Genomic DNA, 22,683 nt, shown 5'->3' on the forward strand with positions numbered 1-22,683 from the left:
AAGGTCGCTGATCCTATGGCGGGTTTTGTAAAAGAGGTCGCGCCGCGCGAAGCGGCGCTCGACGAAATAGAAAAACGCCTCGCTTTCCCGTGGAACTGTAAGAAAACGGAAGTAGCGCTCCGCGGAGCCGCCGGACGCCGCTGCGCGGAGGCTGTGACGAGCCCAGCGCCGTATCCGCCGTTCCGCCGCAGCCTGCGCGACGGCTACGCCGTGAACCACATGGACGCGGCAGGCGCTACGCCGGGGACCCCGCTTTTTTTATCGAAGAAAGGCGAAGTGAAGATGGGAGAAGCGCCCGGCTTCACGCTCTCGCTCGGCGAAGCGTGCCCCATCCCGACCGGCGGAATGCTGCCCGACGGGGCCGACGCCGTAGTGATGCTCGAGGATACATCAGAAGCCGGAGGCTGGGTCGAGATACGGCGCGGCGTACAGGGCGGAGAAAACGTCATAGGCAAAGGCGAAGAGGTCGCCGAAGGCGAGGAGCTGCTCCCAGCCGGAAGCCTCGTAGATTTTCGGACGGTAAGCGTGCTCGCCGCGATAGGGGCGGCAAAACTGCCCGTACATGATATAAAGATTTCTATTCTCTCGACCGGAGACGAGATAGTCCCGGCTGAGGAACAGAATCCGCCGCTCGGAGCGGTGCGCGACGTGAACGGATGGAGCGTCGGGGCCCTGCTGTCCCGCTTCGGATTTCCCGCCGAATACAGAGGCATAGTCTCGGACGACGGCGCTGAATTCGAGCGCCGCTTCCGCTGCGAGCTAGCCGCATGCGACGTGCTGATACTGAGCGGAGGCTCGTCGGTCGGCGTGCGCGACCATTGCTCGCGGCTTTTTGAATCCTTGCCGGAGCCAGGGCTGCTCGTGCGCGGAATCAACATCGCGCCTGGCAAGCCTACGCTGATAGCGGCGGACGCTGCCGCGCGCAAGCTCGCCGTCAGTCTGCCGGGGCATCCGCTTTCCTGCTTTACCGTCGGTTTCACCGTGCTTCTGCCGCTGCTCCTGCGCCTTATCGGCGCTGATGAACGCGAGTGCTGGACCAGGACTCTGATGCCTCTGGCCTGCGACCTCGCGGCGCGCACGGGGCCGGAAGAGTTCTTTCCATGCTCGCTGAACGCGGACGGGACAGTCTCTCCGTTGGCGGCGAAATCTGGGTATATATCGATACTGTCAGGCGCGTGCGGCTTCATAAGGATACCGGAAGACCGCGAGACCGCGCGCGCGGGAGAATATGCGGAGGTGTGGCTATGGCGCTGAATTTTCCGGAACATATAACGCTGGAAGAAGCGTGGAAGATTTTAGAAAACAGATTCGGGAAAGACGCGGATAAATTCAAAACGAAGATGGAGATAACGGAGGCGCTCGACCGGGCGCTGGCCGGAGACGTCCTAGCCGGGCGCAACGTGCCTCATTACGCGGCGTCGGCGGTAGACGGCTATGCTCTGCGTTCGTCTGACACCGCCGGCGCGTCGGCCGCGACGCCGGCGAAAGTCGCGGAGGGGAACTGGCAGTGGATGAACACAGGCGCGGCTCTGCCGGAATGGGCTGACTGCGTCCTCATGGTGGAAGACTCTTCGACGGATGGCGGCACCATCTCCGTCTTCAAGCCTCTTACCCCGTCCGCGAACGTGCGGCCGCTCGGCGAAGACGTCATGGCCGGGCAGATAATCGCGCGCGAGGGCGAGATCGTCTCTCCCGCGCTGATTTCCCTTTTTCTCTGCGCGGGGATAGACGAAGTCCCCGTCTACCGTTCGCCGAAGACGCTCTTCATCCCGACCGGTGACGAGATAATACCGCGCGGAGAATGGCTCGCGCGCGAGCAGCAGCGCTCTGGGACGGTCGCCGAGAGCAATTCGCTCTTTATCTCCGCCTCCTTCCGCCGCTGGGGATATTCGATAGACGTTTCCCCAGTACTCCCGGACAATCTTGAAATTCTGAAAGAATACGTTGAACGTGGCGCGAAAGATTACGATATAGTCCTCGTCGGAGCGGGCTCCGCAAAAGGAAGGCGTGATCACACGATTGAAGTTTTTGAATCGCTCGGAGAAGTGCTCTTCCGGGGCGTGCGCGTCAAGCCGGGCCGTCCTGCCATGGCCGCCGCAATAAACGGCAGACCCGTGATATGCCTGCCGGGATTCCCAATGTCCACGGCCGTAACGCTCTGGTCGCTCGTCTATCCGCTGCTCCGCCTGCTCACTGGACGCGCCGCCGAATATACGGAGATGATGAAGGAAGCCGTAGGAACTCTCGGAAGCCGAGCGGCGAAGCTGCTCGTGCAGCATTCGTCCCCTGCCGGAATAGAGGAATGGCTGCGAGTGAAAACGGCGCGCGTCGGCGAAAAGCTCTACGCGTGGGCGCTCACATCCGGCGCAAGCGTGCTCTGGGCGCTCGCCGAGTCCGACGCGATAGCGATGCTTCCGCCGTCGGCTCTCGAATGCGAGAAAGAAACTGAAATAAACCTCTGGATGACGCGCAGAGTGGACTACGACAGGCGCGCGCTCTTCCAGGGCTCGGACGACCCCGCGATACAGCTTCTCGTGACGCCTGTGCGGAGGCGCGGAGCGGACTTCGCCTCGCGCACCGTCGGGAGCATGGGCGGCCTTGCGGCGCTTTCGCGCGGCGAATGCCACTTCGCGGCGGCGCATCTGCTCGACGAGGAAACGGGCGGATACAACGACGTTTTCATAGAGCGCTTCTCCGGCGGCAGAAAATGGAACCGCGTGCTCGTCTTCTACCGCACGCAGGGAATCATCGTAGCGCGCGGAAATCCGAAAGGAATCCATGACTTCGCCTCCCTCTGCGAAAAAGACATAGTTTTCTCGAACCGCCAGCCGGGAGCCGGCACGCGCGTCCTGTTCGACCATCTGCTGAAAAAGCACGGAGTGACGCCGGATAAAATAAAAGGCTACTCGCAGATATGCACGACGCACATGGAGGCGGCGAACCGCGTCTACACCGGGCTCGCCGACGCGACGCTCGGCATAAAATCCGCCGCCGACGCTCTGGGGCTCGACTTCATCCCGCTGACCGAAGAACCATACGAGCTCGTGATCCCGGAGGAATACATGAACCATCCCGGCATCGCGGCCGTGCTCGACAGCCTGAACGACGCGGAATGGCGCTCGAAAGTGGAGGAAATGGGCGGATACAGATGGCCTTAAACGAGCTTGTAGACGGCTTCGGACGCAGGCTTAACTACGTCCGCATATCCGTGACCGACCGCTGCAACTTCCGATGCACCTACTGTATGCCGGAAGAGGGTGTCAAGTGCCTCAGCCACAGGGACATACTTCGCTACGAAGATATAGCGTTTCTGTGCGCCGCGTTCGCGGAGCTCGGCGTAAGGAAATTCCGCTTTACCGGCGGCGAACCGCTTGTAAGAAAGGGACTGGTGCCTTTTTTGAAGGACTTTCACGCGGCTATGCCGCAGGCAAAAACTGCCCTTACGACCAACGGTTCGCTGCTTGAGGAATACGCGGACGGTCTTGCCGAAGCGGGGCTCGGCTCCCTCAACATAAGCCTAGACACGCTCGAGCCGGAGAAATTCCGCAGCATAACTAGGATCGGCGACATCGGGCGCGTATTCGCCGGAATCAGAGCCGCGCGGCGCGCCGGGCTGACGAACATAAAGCTCAACACGGTGCTGATACGCGGCTTCAACGACGGGGAAGTGGGGCGGCTGCTGGAGTTCGCCGAAGAAAACAGCCTCCTGCTCCGGCTGATAGAATTCATGCCGCTAGAGGACGACGTGTGGTCCAAGGACGCCTTCATAAGCGGAGAGGAAATCCTGTCGATGCTCCCCGGAGGACGCTGGATCAAAGAAGAAAACGGCGGCTCGAAAGAGGACGGCCCGGCGCAGTATTTCATGAATGAGGCGACCGGGCGCAGAATAGGCGTCATCGACGCAGTGACGAATCACTTCTGCCGGAGCTGCAACCGCCTGCGAGTTTCTGCTGAAGGCGGGCTTCGGACGTGCCTTTTCAGCGAGAACGAGACGCCGCTTAAAGCTATAATAGAAAGCAGAGACGCCGCGACGCTCCGCGAAGCGCTGCTCAATGCGGCAAGAGAGAAGCCGCGCTGCTGGAGCGACGTAAAGACCGGGACGCTCCACATGTCGGGAATCGGAGGTTGAAATCATGGGCGAATATACTCATTTCGACGCGGAAGGCCGGCCCACGCTCGTAGACGTGAGCGGTAAAGCCGTCACAAAACGCACCGCGTGGGCGGAGGGCTGGCTGTACCTCCCTGACTCGATATACGAGACCGTCTCCAATGGAGCCGTCAAGAAAGGCGACCCGTTCTCCATAGCCGAGCTCGGCGGCATAATGGGGGCGAAACGCACGCCCGACCTTATACCGCTCTGCCACACGATACGGCTTGACAACGTAAGGGTACGCTGCGAGCTTGATCACGAAAAGAAAGCGCTCAAAATCACCTGCGAGGCATCGGCATCCGAAGTCACGGGCGTAGAGATGGAGGCTCTTACTGGGGTTTCCGTAGCGGCGCTGACCTTCTACGACATGTGCAAGGGGATAGACAAGGGAATGATAATCAAGGACATCCGCCTGCTCCGCAAAACCGGAGGCAAGAGCGGCGAATGGAACGCCGGAAGGGGCTACGGGGAATGATGAGAATACTCAGGCTGTACGCGCCGTCGCTGATAGGCGACCACACTCTCTGCTACGTCAGCACAAACAGGGACGGAAACGTATGTATCAACGACGTAGAGATACAGGTGCTCTGGGCCCGCGCGGGAGATCCGCTTGACGGCGAAGAACGCGCCGGAGCGATGACCGTCGTGCTTCCGCGCGAAGCCGAACTGAAAGAAGGGGACTTCCTCTCGGTAGGCAAGGACGGAGACACCCTTCTGCGCTGGCAGGACGGGCGCTTCCGCGTATGCCGGGCCGGATTCCTCGGCGTATCAGAGAAGGCCGAGATATGGCCCGCGATAAGGACTGCCGTGCTCACGGTCAGCGACAAGGGCAGCAGGGGGGAGCGAGAGGACACCGCAGGGCCGGAGCTCGAGCATCTCGCCTTCATGCAGGGATGCGTGACGGAGGACAAGAAAATCGTCCCAGACGACCCGGAAGAGATATGCGCCGCTGTCATGGCGTGGGCCGAGGCCGGCATAAGCCTCGTTCTTACGACAGGCGGCACAGGGCTTTCGCAGCGCGACAACACGCCCGAGGCGCTGCTTTCGATAGCGGACAAGACCGTCCCGGGCTTCGGAGAAATGATGCGCATAGAGACGCTGAAATACACGGAGCGCTCATTCCTCACGCGTTCCGTCGCCATAATCACCGGACGCACGCTCGCCGTCGCTTTCCCGGGGAGCCGCCGCGGAGTGGAGCAGTGCTTCGGCGCGATAGCGGGAGGGCTGCGCCACGCGGTCGAGACGCTCACAGGCAAAGCCTCCGAATGCGGCGGACATAAGCACTGAAAAATACGGAGAACAGCCGCGCGTCAGCTTAATAGCGCGGCTGTTCCCCGTCTGAATATTTATCGGTAATGCCGGCGAGTTATCCGCTTTCCGAAGCCTTTCACGAAGAATACCGGCGTCTTTACGACCGCTGCGTCAAAGTATTCACGAGAGACGGCGGCGCAGTGGAAGGCGTTTTCTGCGATGAATTTTTCGAGGACGAATCAGTTTTGGTAAGCGGCAGGGAAGTTATGATAATCAGGATAACGGACGTCGAACGCATGGAAGCGGCGAAAAATGATTGACGCTCAGGCTTGTCCGCAGCCGGCGCAGATTACTTTTCTTTTCCGCGCGTTCCGTAATATCTCGCGATTATATCGTATATACGCCGCTTCGCCGCACCTTTGCGCAAAAGCTGTTTTTCCAGAGCTTTCATGCAGCGCCTGATACGGCGCCTGCGTTTCAGCGTCCTTTTCCTGCGGGCGGAGAACGCCGAGCGGACATTACGGGCGACGCCGCTTTGTCCGAGCCATTCGCCGCAGCGCCGCAGCAGGCAGTTCCGCGCGTCGGACTCGTCGGCCCATCTGTTTTCGCTGAGATTTTCCAGCGTTTTCGCCACTGTGTGCTTGTCTGCTATGCTCAGCCAGTTGCCTGGCGCGTCCTTCAGGTAATGGACGCTGCCGACGTGGTGCGACGCAGTCGCGGAGGTCAGCAGCCCCGCGACGAAATCCTGCTCGAACATGCCGATGTTGACGAAGCTGTGTATATTCTCGCGGCTCTTTTTCACCGTAACGCCGAGCTTCTTCATAAACTCCGCTATATTTCCGCCGCAGTCCGCCGAACGGGTCAGTCTGCCTATTCCGTATGGATTGAAGGCGTACGCCTCGAAGCCGAAGACGTAGGCCGTCATAGCTGCGAGCGTCCCGCCGAGGCTGTGGCCTGTGCAGACCGCGCTGTGTCCGGAAAATCCGAATTTCTTCTCCATTTCTGCCGCGAACGCGAGCGCGTCGTACATCTGCCGCGGCGGGCCGATGAGCATCATGCGCGCGTCGGTGAGTATAGTGTCCTTGAACGGCTCGCGTATGAACTCCGTGCCTCTGAAGGCGAACACATAACCGCCGTCCGAGAGGTCACGCAGAAGATAACACTGAAAGCCGCTTGCCTCCTCGTCGCGGTAGCCGGCCAACGTGTACTTCATGCCAGTCGGGTCCGACGCGAGAAATTCTTTCATCTCTGAGGGATCTTTATACGACGCTCTGGAGAGCCTTGCGTATTCCATTATTTTTTCAGTTTCACGCATGCGCGGCATTGAATCCTTCCGTCATATTGTTAATATACGCGAGGCCCGTCCGCGTTCCCGCACGCGGACAGCGCTGAAATTATAGATTTCTGTGCCGCTTTGGGTCAAGTTTCCAAAAGCCGGCTGCTCGGGGCTATGCAAAAGAGCGTTAGCGAAGTATAATCCATATACCCCCACTAGGGGTAGGTATTAGAGCTATGATGAAAAGAGGCATAGAATATGAAAAAGGATTATTTCGACGTTACCGGCATGAGCTGTGCGGCATGTTCCGCGCGCGTGGAAAAGAGCGTCGCGAAGCTTCCTGGTGTGAAGGAGGTTTCCGTGAATCTCCTGAAGAACAGTATGACTGTCGAGTACGACGAGAACGCGCTTAGCCCGGACGGAATCGTAGACGCCGTCGTGAAGGCAGGGTACGGAGCTTCGCTGCGCGCCGCCGGAGGGAAGGCCGCGAAGGCTGCTTCAAAATCCGCGCCCGCACCGGTGGACGCGGCGATGAAGGAGTACGAGGGGATGAAACGGCGGCTTGTCGCGTCGGCGGTTTTCGCCGCGCCGCTTTTCTATATTTCTATGGGGCACATGATGGGCTGGCCGCTCCCGGCTTTTTTCCACGGTGCGGAGAACGCTATGGTTTTCGCTCTGACGCTGTTTATTCTGACCGTCCCGATTTTGTTTATCAATTTCAAGTTTTTCCGCGTGGGTTTTGCGTCGCTCGCTCACGGGGCGCCGAATATGGATTCGCTTATCGCGCTCGGCGCCGGCGCGGCGCTCGTCTACGGTGTGTACGCGCTGTATAAGATAGCTTTCGCGCTCGGGCGCGGCGATTTCACGACGGCGTCGCATTTCTCGATGGATCTGTATTTCGAGTCGGCGGGAATGATTCTGACGCTGATAACCCTCGGCAAGTTCTTCGAGGCGCGCGCTAAGGGGCGTACGTCGGACGCGGTGAACAAACTTATCAACCTTGCGCCCAAGACCGCCGTCGTCGTGCGCGGCGGCGAGGAGACGGAGATTCCCGCCGAAGAGGTGGAGAAGGGGGACGTCCTCGTCGTGCGCGCGGGGCAGGCGGTCCCGGCGGACGGCGTTCTGACGGAAGGGCACGCCGCCGTGGACGAGTCGGCCATCACCGGCGAGAGCATCCCGGTTGAGAAGCAGCCCGGCGACAAGCTGATAGGCGCGACGACTGTCAAGTCCGGCTACCTCAGGATGCGCGCGACGGAAGTCGGAGACGAGACGGCGCTGGCGCGTATCGTGAAGCTTGTGGATGAGGCGACGAGCTCCAAGGCTCCTATCGCCAAGCTCGCGGATAAGGTGAGCGGCGTTTTCGTCCCAGCGGTCATCGCGGTCGCGCTGGTCACGGCCGCAGTGTGGCTCGCTCTGGGTTACGGCGTTGAGTTCGCGCTTTCGCGTGCAATCGCGGTGCTCGTGATTTCCTGCCCGTGCGCGCTCGGCCTTGCCACTCCGACGGCTATTATGGTTGGGACGGGACGCGGCGCCACGAACGGGATTCTTATAAAATCGGCGGAGGCGCTTGAAACGGCGCACGACATAAAGACCGTGGTGCTGGATAAGACCGGGACCATCACGAAGGGCGAGCCGGAGGTGACGGACGTGATCCACCGCTCCGATATGAGCGCGGATGAATTCATGACGTTCGCCGCGTCGCTTGAAAAGTATTCTGAGCATCCGCTTGGCGTCGCGATCGTTTCGAAAGCCGCCTGTGATAAACTGCCCTTAAAACCGGTCGAGGGTTTCAGACAGGAGCCGGGCAAGGGCGTCGGAGGTTATATAGAAGGAACTGAGTGGCGCGGCGGCAACAGAAAGCTGATGGAGGAGTACGGGCTGTACGGCGACAAGGAGCGCAAGCTTGAGCAAAAGCTTGCCGACGAAGGCAAGACGCCGCTCTTCTTCGTTTACGGCGGGAGATTCGCCGGGGTGATAGCGCTCGCCGACGTCGTGAAGCCGACGAGCCGCCGCGCGGTGGAAGAGCTTCACGCGATGGGGATAAGGGTCGTCATGCTGACTGGCGACAACGAGCGCACGGCTCGGGCCATACAGCGCGAGGTCGGAGCCGACGAGGTTATAGCCGAGGTGCTGCCGCAGGATAAGGAGAAGGAGGTGCGCCGCATCCAGGAGTCGGGTGTGAAGGCTGCGATGGTGGGCGACGGTATAAACGACGCTCCGGCGCTCGCGCGCGCCGACGTAGGCATAGCGATAGGCGCCGGCACGGACGTGGCGATCGAGTCCGCCGGCATCGTGCTCATGCGCAGCGACCTGCTGGACGCGGCGGGCGCGATACAGCTCGGCAGGGCGGTCATACGCAATATAAAAGAAAACCTGTTTTGGGCTCTCTTTTACAATACGCTGTGCATTCCGGTCGCGGCCGGAGTTTTTTATCCGTCGTTCGGCCTGAAGCTGAGCCCGATGATAGGCGCGCTCGCTATGAGTTTCAGCTCCGTCTTCGTCGTGTCGAACGCTTTGCGGCTGCGGCTGTTCAAGCCGAAGTTCCAAGCCGCCTCCGGGGACGGCGGAGAAGCGCGAAATTCCGCAAAAGAGTGCCGCGTCGAGGCGATAGCCGTAGAAGACGGCGCTGAAGTCAATAAAGAGACGAAGGGAGAAGATGCGAAAATGAAAAAGGTTCTGCATGTGGAGGGCATGATGTGCCAGATGTGCGTGAAGCACGTAACGCAGGCTCTGAAGAATGTGGCGGGCGTAGAGGACGTTGACGTATCTTTGGAGACAAAGACTGCAACGGTCACGTTGAGTACGGACGTTGACGGCTCGGTTCTCGCGAAGGCCGTCAAGGAGGCCGGATACGAAGTCACAGGCGTGGAGACGGAATGAAGGCCGACAAAGCCGAGGTAAGCCGCAAAATAAAGATAGCGCGCGGACAGCTCGACGGTATTCTGCGAATGATAGAGGAGGACCGCTACTGCGTCGACATTTCGTATCAGCTTCTAGCGACGCAGGCCCTCCTTAAGCGCGCGAATCAGGATATATTGCAGGCGCATATCAGGCATTGCGTGAAGGAGGCGCTTCAGACAGACGAGCCGAATCCGAAGCTGGAAGAGGCTTTGACGCTGCTCGAAAAAATGGCGCAGTAACAGGACGCGGCCCCTGCCGTTTCGCGCCGCGCGCCGTAACGGCGGGGCTTTTGCCGGCGCTCGGTTTCGTCGGCTTTTTATTATAAATTTCCTGTTGACAACAAAGTTTTGCGGTGCTAGGATTTTCACCGTCGGGTCAATCCCGTACAAAAGGAGAGTTTATTGATAATGAAGCAGTTCGCAGCTTACCAGTTTTATTTTGGATACTTTTACTTTTTTAGCCCCCAAAGCTGAATAAGTGAAGGTGTCTTTTGCTGCGAAACGCTTTTCTCAAGACAAACGAAATCAGAGAAATCAAAGCCTGCGGTGAATGAACAACTTCACCGCAGGCTTTTTTTATTGGCCGCGCAAGGCGCGGAGATTTTTCAGGAGGGATATTGAAATGATAATCATAGTCAAACCGGAGGCAAAAGAGGAAAGGGTGCGCGACCTTGTGCAGTGGATAGAGGCGCAGGGGCTGCGCACGCATATCTCAAAGGGCGACTACACGACAGTCATCGGCGTGATAGGCGACATCAGCAAGCTGGACGACGAGCTGCTTTCCGGCCTCGACATAGTGGAGAGCGTGAAGCACGTCTCCGAGCCGTTCAAGAACGCGAACAGGAAGTTCCACCCGCTCGATTCAGTGATAAAGGTCGGGAAGGATCAGATTCCCGTCGGGCACGGCAATTTCGCGATAATCGCCGGCCCGTGCTCGGTGGAGAGCGAGGAACAGATAATCTCCGTCGCGAAGAGCGTCAAGGCATCCGGCGCGACGATGCTCCGCGGAGGCGCCTTCAAGCCGCGCACGTCGCCCTACGACTTCCAGGGGCTGAAGGCCGACGGCATCAACCTTCTGCTGGAAGCCAAAAAGGAGACCGGGCTGCCGATCGTCACCGAAATCATGAACGCGAACCACCTTCCGCTTTTCGAGGACGTGGACGTGATACAGGTCGGCGCGCGCAATATGCAGAACTTCGAGCTTCTTAAGGAGCTCGGCAAGACGCGCAAGCCTATTCTCATAAAGCGCGGCCTCGCGAACACAATCAAGGAACTGCTGATGAGCGCGGAGTACATTATGTCGAACGGCAATGAGAACATAATACTCTGCGAGCGAGGCATACGCACCTTCGAGACGGCGACGCGCAACACTCTCGACCTGAGCGCCGTCTGCGTTCTGCACGAGCTTTCGCACCTTCCCGTGATAGTGGACCCGAGCCATGCTACCGGCGTCGCGCGCTATGTCAAGAGCATGTCGATGGCGGCTGCGGCCTGCGGAGCTGACGGCCTTATCATCGAGGTACACAACGACCCGCAGCACGCGCTCTGCGACGGCGCGCAGTCGCTTCGCCCAGAGCAGTTCGACGACGTCGTGAAGGCCGTGCGCCGCGTGCGTGCGGCCGCTCTCGCGGAAGACTAGACCATGCCGGGTAAAGAGCGGCTTACCGTAGGGATAACGGGGCTCGGGCTGATAGGCGGCTCATTCGCGCGCGCCTATGCGGCTGGCGGCGCGCGCGTGCTCGGCTGCGACGCCGACGCTGATACCATGAAAGCGGCGGCGGAAGCTGGAGCGATTTCTGGCGTGCTGACGCCGGAAAAAGCCAGGGAATGCGATCTGCTGCTGATCGCATTGTATCCGGCCGCAGCGGTGCGGTATCTGACCGAGACCGCGCCTTATCTCAGCGGCTGCGGCCTCGTGATGGACTGCTGCGGCGTGAAGAGGGACGTATGCAGGGCCGGTTTCGCGCTTGCCGGCGAGCACGGCTTCGACTTTCTCGGCGGTCATCCGATGGCTGGGATACAATTTTCCGGTTTCGCAAACAGCAGGGCCGATATGTTCAGGGGCGCGTCCATGATAATTGTCCCGCCGGAAGGCGGGGACTACAGGCTTACGGAAAAGGCGGAGCGGCTGCTCGCGCCGGCGGGCTTCGGCAGGTTCACTATAACGACCGCCGAACACCACGACGAGATGATAGCCTTCACTTCGCAGATGTGCCACGTAGTCTCCAACGCCTACGTCAAGAGCCCTCGCGCGCAGGAGCACGCCGGATATTCGGCCGGGAGCTACGCAGACCTGACACGAGTCGCGAAGCTCAATCCCTCTATGTGGACTGAGCTTTTTATAGACAACAGGGATTTTCTTATGAACGAGATAGACTTGATGATAAAACATTTGTCGGAATATCGCGAAGCGCTCGAAGCGTCTGACGGGCGGCGTCTTGCATCGCTTCTCGCGAAGGGCGTCGAGTGCGAAGAGAGGGCCGGAAGATGAAGGGGAGGACGCTGAGGGTCGCGCTCCCGGGCAGGGAGTACGACATAGAGATAAGGCGCGGAGCCCTAGACGCTCTGCCGTCGAAGTGCGCGGAGCTTATGCCGAAGGCGCGGCGCGTGTTCGTGGCGACGGATACTACTGTCGGCGGAATTTACGGCGAGCGCGCCGTCGCCTCGCTTGAAAACGCGGGATACAAGGTGCGCCTGCACGCGGTCCCGGCCGGCGAGGAATCGAAGTCGCCGGAAATGCTGCGCGAGCTGTGGGAGGATATGATGTCCTTCGGCTTCACGCGGAGCGACGCCGTAGTCGCGCTCGGAGGCGGAGTGGTGGGCGACCTTGCCGGCTTCGCGGCGGCCACCGCGCTGCGCGGCGTGGATTTCATACAAGTTCCTACGACGCTGCTGGCGCAGGTCGATTCATCTGTCGGCGGCAAGGTCGGAATAGACCTGAAGGCCGGGAAGAACCTCGCCGGGGCGTTCTGGCAGCCGAAGGCAGTGCTGATAGATCCGGAGTGCCTCGAGACGCTGAACGATAAGATTTTCTCAGACGGCATGGCGGAGGTAATAAAATACGGCTGCATCAGGGACGCGGGGCTTTTCGGCCGGCTCGCGGCCCTAGGCGGCAGGGCCGGCGTGATGGATGAAATAGAAGAGATAATCTACACGTGCTGCGACATCAAGCGCGCGCTCGTCATGGAAGACGAGCGCGACACGGGAGCGCGCATGGTACTGAATTTCGGACATACGCTGGGGCACGCCTACGAACTCGCGGGAGGCTATAAAAAATGGACGCACGGCCAGGCCGTCGCGGCGGGCATGGTATCGGCGTCGCGCGTCGGAGCCGCGCTTGGAGTTACGCCGTGTGATATAGAAACACAAATACGTTCGATTTTAAAAGAGTATAAACTGCCCGAAGTTATAGAGTGCCCGCCTGAGATCATGCGCGAGGCTGTGTCTGTGGACAAGAAATCCTCCGGCGCCGCCGTGAAGCTCATTCTGCTGAAGAAGCTCGGCGAAGCCGAAATCTTCCCGATAGATCGCGAGCGCTTTCTATCTCTCGCCTCCGCGGCGCAGGGGGGCGCAGAATGAAGCTTAAAATAGCGCCGCGCTCGCTGTGCGGGCGGGTGACGCCGCCGCCGAGCAAGAGCGCCGCGCACAGGATGCTTATATGCGCCGCACTCGCGGACGGCCGTTCGGTCATATCGAACCTTACTTTTTCAGACGACATCAATGCTACGCTCAAATGCCTAGAGTGCATAGGTGCGGAATGGAAACACACGGACGAGGGGACTATCGAAGTGACAGGCACGGCCGGACGCGGGGGTGACGGCGGACGGATGTTCGAATGCGGCGAAAGCGGCTCGACTCTGCGTTTCTTCATCCCGATAGCGCTCGCTCTCTACGGACGCGGACGCTTCACCGGAAGGGGCCGGCTTATGAAACGCCCGCAGGGACCGTACTTCGACCTGTTCTTTGAAAAAGGTATATCGTTCTCTTACGACACGAAGTCGCTCGAAGTATCAGGCAGGCTTGAGCCGGGCGGATATTCGCTGCGCGGCGACGTGTCGAGTCAGTTTTTCAGCGGACTGCTCTTCGCCCTGCCGCTTTTGCCGGGAGATTCGTCTCTGCGCGCATCGACTGCGCTCGAATCGGCTCCGTACGTCGAGATGACCGTCGATTCACAGTCTAAGGCCGGAATAGCGATAAAGGAAAAGGACGGCGGGTATTTCGCCGGCGGCGGGCAGCATTACATTCCTTTCAGCGCGTCGGTCGAGGCCGACTGGTCGCAGGCGGCGTTCTGGAACGCAGCGGATCTGCTCGGCTCGTCAGTCGAGCTTTGCGGCATGGACATGGATTCGGCTCAGGGCGACAGGGCGCACGGCCTGGCTATGGCGGAACGGCTGTCCGGCGACGGGCTTTCAGACATTGAATTCGACATTTCCGACTGTCCCGACCTCCTGCCCCCGATGGCGGCAGCCGCGGCGGCGCGCGGACGCGGCGCGGTGACGGTGTTCCGCAACGCGGCGCGCCTGCGCATGAAAGAGAGCGACAGGCTCGCGTCGGTGACGGCGGTCATAAACGCGCTTGGCGGCCGCGCCGTCGAGGAGGAGAGCGGCGTCGCGATATACGGCTCCGATTCACTTGCCGGCGGCGCGGAGGTGTCATGCTTCGGCGACCACCGCATAGCGATGATGGCGGCGGTCGCAGCGACGAGATGCGAGAAGCCGGTCGTTCTCGACGGCGCTGAGTGCGTGAACAAATCGTATCCGAGCTTCTGGGATGAGTACAAACGTCTCGGCGGCTCAATAGAGGAGATATAGATGAGCTCATATTTCGGTAAAGAGATACACGTAACTATATTCGGACAATCGCACGCGGAGTGCGTTGGAGTAACGATAGACGGACTGCCCGCGGGCGAGGCGGTGGACGAGGAGGCGCTGCGCGTTTTCATGGAACGCCGCGCGCCGGGACGCGGAGCCGAAACGACCGCGCGCCGCGAGGCCGACAGGGTCGAGATACTCTGCGGCGTGAACGAAGGAGTCACATGCGGAGCGCCGCTGGCAGCCGTCATAAGAAACGGCGACACCCGCTCCAAAGATTACGACAAGCTGCGCGACCTTCCGCGCCCAGGGCACGCCGACCTGACGGCGCAGATAAAATACGGAGGCTTCCAGGACGTACGCGGGGGAGGGCATTTCTCGGGACGGCTGACGGCTCCGCTCTGCATAGCTGGCGGGATCTGCGCGCAGATATTGTCGCGGCGCGGCGTTGAGATAGGCGCTCACATACTCTCGATTGCCGGCATAGAGGACGCGCGCTTCGACCCTATGGGCGAATCGAAAGAAGTCCTCGGCCGAGTCAAATCCGCGCAGTTTCCCACGCTCGACGGGGAAGCGGGGATGAGGATGCGCGACGCGATACTTAAAGCCAAAAGAGAGGGCGATTCCGTAGGCGGAGTGGTAGAATGCATCGTGACGGGGATGCCCGCAGGCGTCGGCTCGCCGATATTCGGCGGACTTGAGAGCAGGCTCGCGGCGGCGCTTTTCGCCATTCCGGCGGTAAAGGGCGTGGAGTTCGGCTCTGGCTTCGGCGCGGCGCTTATGCGCGGATCAGAGCACAACGACGAGATAGCGGCCGAAGACGGCAAAATAGTCACGCGGACGAACAACGCCGGGGGCATCCTCGGCGGCATAAGCGACGGAATGCCGGTGATATTCCGCGTCGCCTTCAAGCCTACTGCTTCGATACTGAAAAAGCAGAAAACTGTCTCGCTTTCCAGGATGGAGCAGGAAGAGCTTCAAATCACCGGACGTCACGACCCGTGCGTCGTGACGCGCGCCGTCCCGGTAGTCGAGGCCGCCGCAGCCGTGGTAGCGCTGGACGCGCTGCTTGAACGCAACGCGGATAAATTATAAAAAATGGAAACTTTCAAGGAGGAAATACAAAATGTCAAAGAAACTGGAAGAACTGCGTGAGAAAATCGACGGAATCGACGAAAAGATAGTCAAGCTCTACCGTGAAAGAATGGGAGTGACGAAAGACATCGCCGCGTATAAGAAGGAAAAGGGCCTCCCAGTACTCGACGCTGGACGCGAGCGCGCCGTCCTCGCGAAGATCGGACAGCAGGCCGGAGACGACCTCGCCGACTACGCGCAGTCCGTCTACCGCACAATCATGGCGACCACGCGCTCCTACCAGAATTTCTGCAACGGCGTGCCGTCGAGCACATACGAAAGCATCCGCAAGACGCTCGACATGACGCCGAAGCTCTTTCCGCAGCGTCCGACAGTCGCCTGCCAAGGCATAGAGGGGGCGAACTCCCAGATAGCCTGCGACAGCCTCTTCAAGGCGCCTACGATCCTCTATTTCAACACTTTCGAACATGTCTTCAAAGCCGTTGAAAGCGGGATGTGCCAGTATGGAATACTGCCCATAGAAAACAGCACCGCAGGTTCCGTCAACGCGATATACGACCTTATGACGCGCCACAACTTCTACATAGTTCGCTCCGTCAGGCTGAAGGTCAGCCATAACCTGCTCGCGAAGCACGGAGTCAGGCTCGAGGACGTCCGCGAGGTGCTCTCGCACAGCCAGGCTCTGAGCCAGTGCGAAAACTTCCTAGCCGGACTGAAGAACGTCAAAGCTACGGTCGCCGAGAACACCGCAGTCGCTGCGCGCACGGTAGCCGAATCCGACCGCTCCGACCTCGCGGCGCTGTCGTCGCGCTTCTGCGCCGAGGAGTACGGCCTCAACGTGCTGAAGGCCAACGTGCAGGATCAGGATAACAATTACACGCGCTTCATCTGCATCTCAAAAAATCTTGAAGTATATCCCGGCGCTGACCGCACGTCGCTCATGATGACACTGCCGCACAAGCCAGGATCGCTCTACAACGTGCTGTCGAAGTTCTACGCGCTCGGCATCAACCTCCGCAAACTCGAAAGCCGCCCGCTTCCAGACCGCGAGTCCGAATTCATGTTCTATTTCGACCTTGAATGCTCGGTCTACGCGCCCGAGATGGAGAAGCTTTTCCGCGACCTCGAGAGCGAGAACGAGTATCTGCGCTATCTCGGCACCTATAACGAGGTCCTCTGCTGATGGCGGAAGCCGGATACGGCCTTATCGGGGAGAAGCTCGGACACAGCTTTTCCCCTTATATCCACGGCGAGCTGGGGAACTACGATTACCGCCTGATAGAGCTTAAGCGCGGCGAACTCGCCGGTTTCCTCAAACGCGGCGCGTTCAAGGGGCTGAACGTCACCGTCCCGTACAAAAAGGATGTCATGCCGTACTGCGCCTGGCTCTCCCCTGAGGCCGCGCGCATCGGAAGCGTGAACACGATAGTTAACACTGGCGGGCTGCTGCGCGGCTACAATACGGACTACTACGGATTCGTCCACATGCTGCGCACTGCGGGAATCGACGTCAAGGACAAGAAGACGCTCGTACTCGGCAGCGGCGGCGCGTCGCTCACTGTCAGGACGGCGCTCGGCGACCTCGGCGCGCGAAGCGTGACGGTAGTCTCACGCGGCGGCGAAGACAATTACGGCAATCTCGAGCGCCACGCCGGCGCCCGGGTTATAGTGAACACGACTCCTGTCGGCATGTACCCGAATGTGGAGGCGGCTCCGCTTTCGCTCGACCCGTTCCCGCACCTTGAGGCAGTCGCCGACATCATATACAATCCGTCGAAGACGCGGCTTCTGCTCGACGCGGAGAAGCGCGGACTGTGCTTCGCGAACGGACTGGCTATGCTCGTCGCTCAGGCGAAGGCGGCGGCGGAGCTTTTTCTCGGACGAAGCATACCGGACGAAAAAGTTGACGAGATCACTTCTCTGATAGAGAAGCGAACTAAGAACATTCTGCTGATAGGAATGCCTGGCTGCGGCAAGACGACGGTGGGGAAGCTGCTCGCACGCGCCCTCGGGCGCGGCTTCGCCGACACTGACGAGCTGATAGTAAAGGAGAGCGGGCGCGCCATACCCGATATATTCGCGTCTGACGGCGAAGAGGCCTTCCGCGAACTCGAACACTCTGTCATAGCCCGCGAGGCCAAGAAGTCCTCGCTCGTTATAGCGACAGGCGGCGGCTCCGTGCTTCGTGAAGACAACCGCGACGCGATGCGTCAGAATTCCTTCATCGTATATATCCGCCGCGACATAGGTGAACTTCCCTCGGCGGGCCGGCCGGTCTCTCAATCGACTCCGATCGAGGAGCTGTACGGCAGACGCGCGCCGATATACGAAGCGCTGGCCGACGCCGCCGTAGACAATGAGACGAGCGCTCAGGCGGCCGCCGGCGAAATCATAAGGAGGCTCGGATTATGAGAATACTCGTTGTAAACGGGCCGAACATCAACATGCTCGGCATAAGGGAGCCCGACATTTACGGCAAAAATACCTTCGCCGACCTCGAGCGGTTCATCCGTGAGAGCGCCGCAGAGTTCGGCGTCGAAGCGGAGCTCTTCCAGTCGAACCACGAGGGCGCGATAGTCGATAAGATACAGGCGGCCTTCGGCAAAACGGACGGAATCGTCATCAATCCGGCCGCCTATACGCACACGAGCGTGGCGATACTCGACGCGCTCAAGGCCGTCGCTCTTCCTGCGGTCGAAGTGCATATATCGGACGTAGACTCGCGCGAGCCGTTCCGCCAAATATCGTACGCCGGCATGGCATGCGAGAAAAGATTCAGCGGCATGGGGTTTGAGGGCTACCGCGCCGCGATAAAATATCTTGCGGAGAGACACGGCGGGAAATAATTCCCGCCGCGTTTTGCGCGCGTACGCCGCGCAGTAAAGCGCCGTAAATTTTCCGCGTTCGACGAGCGGCCCGTAAAACGCCGCTGCGGAGGCGTGCGCAAAAAAAACCTCGCGCATCCGCGACACGCTTTCGTAGATGAGCTCCGTGCATCGAATATTGACAGCCGGCGTTTTTATCCCTATAATTTTCTAGTTTTAGAATACGCTTGGTGCGGGCTTCAAAAGTCCAAAGGGCTGCCTGACACACAGCGGAGGAGGTAAACAGATAAATGTACGCAGTTATTGAGCAGGGCGGAAAGCAGTACAGAGTTTCCGAGGGCGACAAGTTCAAGGTAGAAAAGATTCACGCCGAGGACGGCTCTGTCGTAACCTTCGACAAGGTCATCCTTCTCGGAAAGGACGAAGGCGCGGTCATCGGGGCTCCCTACGTCGAGGGCGCTTCCGTCAGCGCGAAGATCGTCGAGAGCGGCAAGAACGACAAGGTCATAGTCTTCAAGTACCGCAGAAAGAAAAACTACCGCAAATTCCGCGGACACCGCCAGCAGTACACGCTCGTTCAGATCGAGTCTATCAACGGTTAGTTTCTACGTAAAGGGGATATTGAATTATGGCTCATAAAAAAGGTCAGGGAAGCTCAACCAACGGCCGCGACAGTCAGCCGAAATACCTCGGCATCAAGCGCGGAGACGGCTCGTTCGTCAACGCCGGAACGATAATCCTCCGTCAGAGGGGGACGAAGTACCACCCCGGGCGCAATACTGGGCTGGGACGCGACTTCACGATATTTGCGCTCGTGCCGGGCACGGTACGCTTCCAGACGAAGGCCGACCGCAAGTACGTGACGATCGAGCAGCAGGAAACGCTCTAATATTATCCATCGTTTGATTTTGTAGTGGGGGCCCTCGCTGGAGCAGGCCCCCTTTTCTGGTATTATAAGAGGTGAACAGATGAAATTCGTTGACTCTCTGATTATGTCCGTCAAGGCCGGACGCGGCGGCAACGGCTGTATGAGCTTCCTGCGCGAGCGCTTCAAGCCCAACGGCGGCCCGGACGGCGGCAACGGCGGACGCGGAGGCAGCGTTATATTCGAGGCGACGTCGAACCTTCAGACACTCGCCGACCTCGAATACATGCACCACATCAAGGGTGAGAACGGCGACCACGGCAAAGGCGCCGCGAGGAACGGGCGAGCCGGAGAAGACAAGATAATATACGTCCCGTGCGGAACGCTCATTTACGACGCAGAGACGGGCGAAGGCTGCGCCGACCTCGTCGAGCCCCACGACCGTTTCGTCGCCGCGCGCGGCGGCAGGGGAGGGCGCGGCAACCGTTATTTCGCAAGCTCGTCGCGGAAGGCTCCGCGCTTCTGCGAGCAAGGCGAGATGGGCGAAGAGGTCAAGCTGCGTCTCGAGCTGAGGCTTATCGCGGACGTAGGCCTCGTAGGACTGCCCAACGTAGGCAAGTCGAGCATACTCGCCGCGATATCCAACGCACAGCCGAAGATAGCCGATTATCCGTTTACGACGCTGTCTCCGAACCTAGGCGTCATCAACACTGGAGACGAGAGAATAGTTATCGCGGACATACCGGGGCTTATCGAAGGAGCGCACGAGAACAAGGGGCTTGGACTCGAGTTCCTCCGCCACGTCGACAGAGCCAGGCTGCTGGTTCACGTGCTGAGCCTAGAAAGCGGCGACCTTGACACAATAATCGGAGATTTCGAAGTGGTGCGCGGCGAGATGAAGAAATACGACCCCGAGCTTGAAAAACGTCCGTATTTCGTAGCCGGCAACAAGCTCGACGAAGTGCCTGAGGAGTTCATTCCCGAATTGACTAAAGGTCTTTCGGAATATTTTGAGAAAAAAGGCGTCGCCTTCATAACGCTGAGCGCCCTCACTGAAGAAGGTATTCCGGAGCTCGTAAAAAGAATCACTAAGTTCACCGCCGAGCATCCGAGACCGGAAAGCAACGTAAGGCTCTTTGCGCTGGAAGAACGAGCGCCTGAAAAACTGCCAAACCGCAAGCGCATGAAAATACAGATAATAGCGATGCACGGAGGCGGCTACCGAGTCCTTCACTACAGGCTGGAAAAGGCCGTGGAGCGCTACGATTTCAGCCAGGAGGAGAACGTAGCACGCTTCACCAAGCTTCTGCGCCGCTATAAGGTCGAGGAACTTCTCGAGGCGGCGGGAGCCCAGCCGGGAGACCTCGTGAGCATCGGATATAAGGAATTCAACTTTTACCCCGATTACTATCCTGAGGACGAAGCCGGAAGCACAGTTCAGGACGAGGCCTGCGACGACGGTTTCGACCCCGCTGAAGAAGACGCAGATGAATAATATTCCGGAAAATACAGAGGCCAGGAAAATCGGCATAATGGGCGGCACATTCGACCCGATACACTACGGGCACCTCCTGGCGGCCGACGAGGCGCACGCGGCCTTCGGCCTGTCCGAGGTGGTGTTTATCCCGACGGGCCGCCCGCCGCACAAGGCCAATAAAAAGGTCACGTCGCCGGAGGACCGTTACCTGATGACACAGCTCGCTACAGTGAGCTGCCCTTATTTCAGCGTGTCGCGCGTCGAGATCGACAGGGAAGGCAGCAGCTATACCATCGATACGCTGCGCACGCTCAAGGCGATGCCTGAATACGCCGGGACTCAGTTCTATTTCATAACGGGGCTGGACGCGGTGCTCGACATCGTGTCGTGGAAAAACCCTGAAGAAATAATGGCGATGTGCAAATTCGTCGCCGTAAGCCGCTACGGATACACACATAAGAGAATGGAAGAGATACCGCCGGAGCTCAGAGAAAAGATAATACCTCTCGAGATACCGCTGCTCGCCATTTCGAGCACGGAGCTTAGGGAGCGCGTGCGGCGCAGCAGGAGCATACGCTTCATGGTGCCGCAGCCGGTGGAGCAGTTCATAAGAAAAAAATCACTCTATCGGGATAATACGGGGGAATAGGTTTTGAGGCGTTCTGCGGCAAAAACTGTAATACTGGCCATCCTGCTCGGAGCCGTCGCGCTCGCGGCGGGAGTCGGCGCGCGCCTTTACACGGCGTGGAATTCAAAGGGAGAGACGCTGATCGACGAAGCGAAGAAATCGGCGGAGAACAGCGCGTCCTACGACGCCCTCGAAACACAGGGCAAATTCAACATACTGCTGATGGGCGAGGACAACGTGGAGGGCTCAAGGCGGTCCGACACAATACTTTTCATAACCGTCGATATAGACGACAAAGACATTCGCATCCTCTCGCTCCCGCGAGACACACGCGTCATGATACCGGGCCACGGCACGCAGAAGCTCAACCACGCCTTCGCCTACGGCGGGCAGGACTTGATGCGCGCGACAGTGTCCAACTATCTCGGAGAGCCTATACTTTACTACGTAATAGTGGACTACGACAGCTTCCCGGCTTTCGTCGATATGCTCGGCGGGGTAGAGGTAGACGTTCCGAAACGCATGCGCTACGTAGACAGGGCCGGTAAACTCGATATAAATATACAGCCCGGGCTCCAGACGCTCAACGGAGAAACTGCCCTGCAATTCGTGCGGTTCAGAAAAGACGCGCTCGGCGACATCGGACGCATACAACGCCAGCAGCAGTTCCTCAAGGCGATGCTTAAAAAGGCTTACGACCCGCGTGTAATAATTAGGCTTCCCGAGCTCGCGGCGCAGGCGATGAAAATATTCAGGACCGACATGACGACGTCTTTCGCTCTCCAGCTCGCCGGCTTCATTCAGAACGAGGTCGGGCGGGACAAGATGCTCTTCTCGACGCTGCGCGGAACTCCCGCCACCATAGACGGACTCAGCTACTGGATAGGCGACGTGCGCGACGCGAAGCGCTTCCTTAACGCGCCGCTGGCAGAGCTGACGGGCGAACAGACCGAAGCCGAGTCAGGCGACCGCGTTCCGGCTGAAGAGAGCGAATCCGCTCAGACCGCCGGCGGAGCGAAAGCGGCGGAGAATATGATGACAGCCGAGCAGCTCGCCGAGATAGTCAAGTCTATGCCGGAATCCGTAGCGGTGCTAAACGGGACCGGCAAGAGCGGGGTGGCGGGCGAGCTCTCTACGCGTCTGCAAAAAATAGGCGTGGACGTAGTGCATACAGGAAACGCCAAACATTTCGACTACCGGTACAGCAACATAGTCTATCCGTCGGACGCGCCGGAAAGCGTCAAAGAGACGGCGAAGCTCATGGGCAGGCTGCTTGAGATACCGAGCGGCCTAGTGAGGCCCGGACAGCAGGCTTTCTATGCCTCTCTTATAGCTGGACACGATTACGGCCGCATAGTAAAACTACTTGACGAGCTGGTAAAAATCAGCGGCGGGCAATAATTCA

Annotated in this window: 22 protein-coding genes; 21 read left to right on the forward strand and 1 reads right to left on the reverse strand. The window is 59.3% G+C overall.

Annotation, left to right across the window (positions count from 1 at the left end):
- The first annotated feature begins 15 nt into the window (after positions 1–15).
- The 6 genes from B5F39_RS11595 to B5F39_RS11620 all read left to right on the forward strand — a co-directional run bounded on the left by B5F39_RS11595 (position 16) and on the right by B5F39_RS11620 (position 5,721).
- On the forward strand, positions 16–1,254 hold the full coding sequence (locus tag B5F39_RS11595; RefSeq protein ID WP_158096039.1) for a molybdopterin molybdotransferase MoeA: 1,239 nt from the start codon (positions 16–18) through the stop codon (positions 1,252–1,254).
- The gene (locus tag B5F39_RS11600; RefSeq protein ID WP_087367726.1) at positions 1,245–3,158 is read left to right on the forward strand and encodes a molybdopterin biosynthesis protein; all 1,914 of its coding nucleotides are present in this window, start codon (positions 1,245–1,247) and stop codon (positions 3,156–3,158) included. Before B5F39_RS11595 ends, B5F39_RS11600 begins: the two co-directional genes overlap by 10 nt.
- Entirely contained in the window at positions 3,149–4,129 is a 981-nt protein-coding gene (gene moaA, locus B5F39_RS11605) for a GTP 3',8-cyclase MoaA (protein WP_087367729.1), read from the forward strand. Before B5F39_RS11600 ends, moaA begins: the two co-directional genes overlap by 10 nt.
- A 4-nt stretch (positions 4,130–4,133) precedes the next feature.
- On the forward strand, positions 4,134–4,625 hold the full coding sequence (gene moaC, locus B5F39_RS11610) for a cyclic pyranopterin monophosphate synthase MoaC (RefSeq protein WP_087367732.1): 492 nt from the start codon (positions 4,134–4,136) through the stop codon (positions 4,623–4,625).
- Positions 4,622–5,437 carry a MogA/MoaB family molybdenum cofactor biosynthesis protein gene (locus B5F39_RS11615; protein WP_087367735.1) on the forward strand — a complete coding sequence of 272 codons (816 nt, stop codon included), beginning with the start codon at positions 4,622–4,624 and terminating at the stop codon, positions 5,435–5,437. Before moaC ends, B5F39_RS11615 begins: the two co-directional genes overlap by 4 nt.
- 68 nt (positions 5,438–5,505) lie before the next feature.
- Complete coding sequence (locus tag B5F39_RS11620) at positions 5,506–5,721, forward strand: hypothetical protein (RefSeq protein ID WP_087367738.1); 216 nt, start codon at positions 5,506–5,508, stop codon at positions 5,719–5,721.
- A gap of 29 nt (positions 5,722–5,750) precedes the next feature.
- Here the strand turns inward: B5F39_RS11620 and B5F39_RS11625 are convergent, their stop codons facing one another.
- Complete coding sequence (locus tag B5F39_RS11625) at positions 5,751–6,695, reverse strand: hypothetical protein (protein WP_143330737.1); 945 nt, start codon at positions 6,693–6,695, stop codon at positions 5,751–5,753.
- A 240-nt stretch (positions 6,696–6,935) separates the two neighbouring features.
- On the opposite strand from B5F39_RS11625, the gene B5F39_RS11630 reads away from it, so the two are divergent.
- From B5F39_RS11630 to B5F39_RS11700, 15 genes are all read left to right on the forward strand, one after another.
- The gene (locus B5F39_RS11630) at positions 6,936–9,557 is read left to right on the forward strand and encodes a heavy metal translocating P-type ATPase (protein WP_087367744.1); all 2,622 of its coding nucleotides are present in this window, start codon (positions 6,936–6,938) and stop codon (positions 9,555–9,557) included.
- Entirely contained in the window at positions 9,554–9,817 is a 264-nt protein-coding gene (locus tag B5F39_RS11635; protein WP_087367747.1) for a metal-sensing transcriptional repressor, read from the forward strand. Before B5F39_RS11630 ends, B5F39_RS11635 begins: the two co-directional genes overlap by 4 nt.
- A 382-nt stretch (positions 9,818–10,199) precedes the next feature.
- Complete coding sequence (gene aroF, locus B5F39_RS11640) at positions 10,200–11,216, forward strand: 3-deoxy-7-phosphoheptulonate synthase (protein WP_087367750.1); 1,017 nt, start codon at positions 10,200–10,202, stop codon at positions 11,214–11,216.
- Between the two features lie 3 nt (positions 11,217–11,219).
- Positions 11,220–12,068, forward strand: a complete 849-nt coding sequence (locus tag B5F39_RS11645) for a prephenate dehydrogenase (RefSeq protein ID WP_087367753.1) — start codon at positions 11,220–11,222, stop codon at positions 12,066–12,068.
- The gene (gene aroB / locus B5F39_RS11650) at positions 12,065–13,156 is read left to right on the forward strand and encodes a 3-dehydroquinate synthase (protein ID WP_087367756.1); all 1,092 of its coding nucleotides are present in this window, start codon (positions 12,065–12,067) and stop codon (positions 13,154–13,156) included. The genes B5F39_RS11645 and aroB overlap by 4 nt, the downstream gene beginning before the upstream one ends.
- A complete protein-coding gene (locus B5F39_RS11655; protein WP_087367759.1) occupies positions 13,153–14,388 on the forward strand; it encodes a 3-phosphoshikimate 1-carboxyvinyltransferase in 1,236 nt (411 codons plus the stop codon). Before aroB ends, B5F39_RS11655 begins: the two co-directional genes overlap by 4 nt.
- The gene (aroC, locus tag B5F39_RS11660; protein WP_087367762.1) at positions 14,389–15,483 is read left to right on the forward strand and encodes a chorismate synthase; all 1,095 of its coding nucleotides are present in this window, start codon (positions 14,389–14,391) and stop codon (positions 15,481–15,483) included.
- A 31-nt stretch (positions 15,484–15,514) separates the two neighbouring features.
- Positions 15,515–16,666 (forward strand): bifunctional chorismate mutase/prephenate dehydratase, encoded by a 1,152-nt coding sequence (locus B5F39_RS11665; RefSeq protein WP_087367765.1) that lies wholly within the window; start codon positions 15,515–15,517, stop codon positions 16,664–16,666.
- The gene (locus B5F39_RS11670) at positions 16,666–17,895 is read left to right on the forward strand and encodes a shikimate kinase (protein WP_087367769.1); all 1,230 of its coding nucleotides are present in this window, start codon (positions 16,666–16,668) and stop codon (positions 17,893–17,895) included. Before B5F39_RS11665 ends, B5F39_RS11670 begins: the two co-directional genes overlap by 1 nt.
- Positions 17,892–18,329 carry a type II 3-dehydroquinate dehydratase gene (gene aroQ / locus B5F39_RS11675; RefSeq protein ID WP_087367773.1) on the forward strand — a complete coding sequence of 146 codons (438 nt, stop codon included), beginning with the start codon at positions 17,892–17,894 and terminating at the stop codon, positions 18,327–18,329. Before B5F39_RS11670 ends, aroQ begins: the two co-directional genes overlap by 4 nt.
- Positions 18,330–18,598: 269 nt before the next feature.
- Positions 18,599–18,910 carry a 50S ribosomal protein L21 gene (gene rplU, locus B5F39_RS11680; protein ID WP_087367776.1) on the forward strand — a complete coding sequence of 104 codons (312 nt, stop codon included), beginning with the start codon at positions 18,599–18,601 and terminating at the stop codon, positions 18,908–18,910.
- 26 nt (positions 18,911–18,936) lie between these two features.
- On the forward strand, positions 18,937–19,197 hold the full coding sequence (rpmA, locus tag B5F39_RS11685) for a 50S ribosomal protein L27 (RefSeq protein ID WP_087367779.1): 261 nt from the start codon (positions 18,937–18,939) through the stop codon (positions 19,195–19,197).
- A 79-nt stretch (positions 19,198–19,276) separates the two neighbouring features.
- Positions 19,277–20,668, forward strand: coding sequence for a GTPase ObgE (gene obgE, locus B5F39_RS11690; protein WP_087367781.1), 1,392 nt, complete (start codon positions 19,277–19,279; stop codon positions 20,666–20,668).
- Positions 20,661–21,299 (forward strand): nicotinate-nucleotide adenylyltransferase, encoded by a 639-nt coding sequence (gene nadD / locus B5F39_RS11695; protein WP_087367784.1) that lies wholly within the window; start codon positions 20,661–20,663, stop codon positions 21,297–21,299. The genes obgE and nadD overlap by 8 nt, the downstream gene beginning before the upstream one ends.
- 3 nt (positions 21,300–21,302) lie before the next feature.
- Positions 21,303–22,679, forward strand: a complete 1,377-nt coding sequence (locus B5F39_RS11700) for an LCP family protein (protein ID WP_087367787.1) — start codon at positions 21,303–21,305, stop codon at positions 22,677–22,679.
- The last annotated feature ends 4 nt before the right edge of the window (positions 22,680–22,683 follow it).

The organism is Cloacibacillus sp. An23, from assembly GCF_002159945.1.
Lineage (GTDB): Bacteria > Synergistota > Synergistia > Synergistales > Synergistaceae > Caccocola.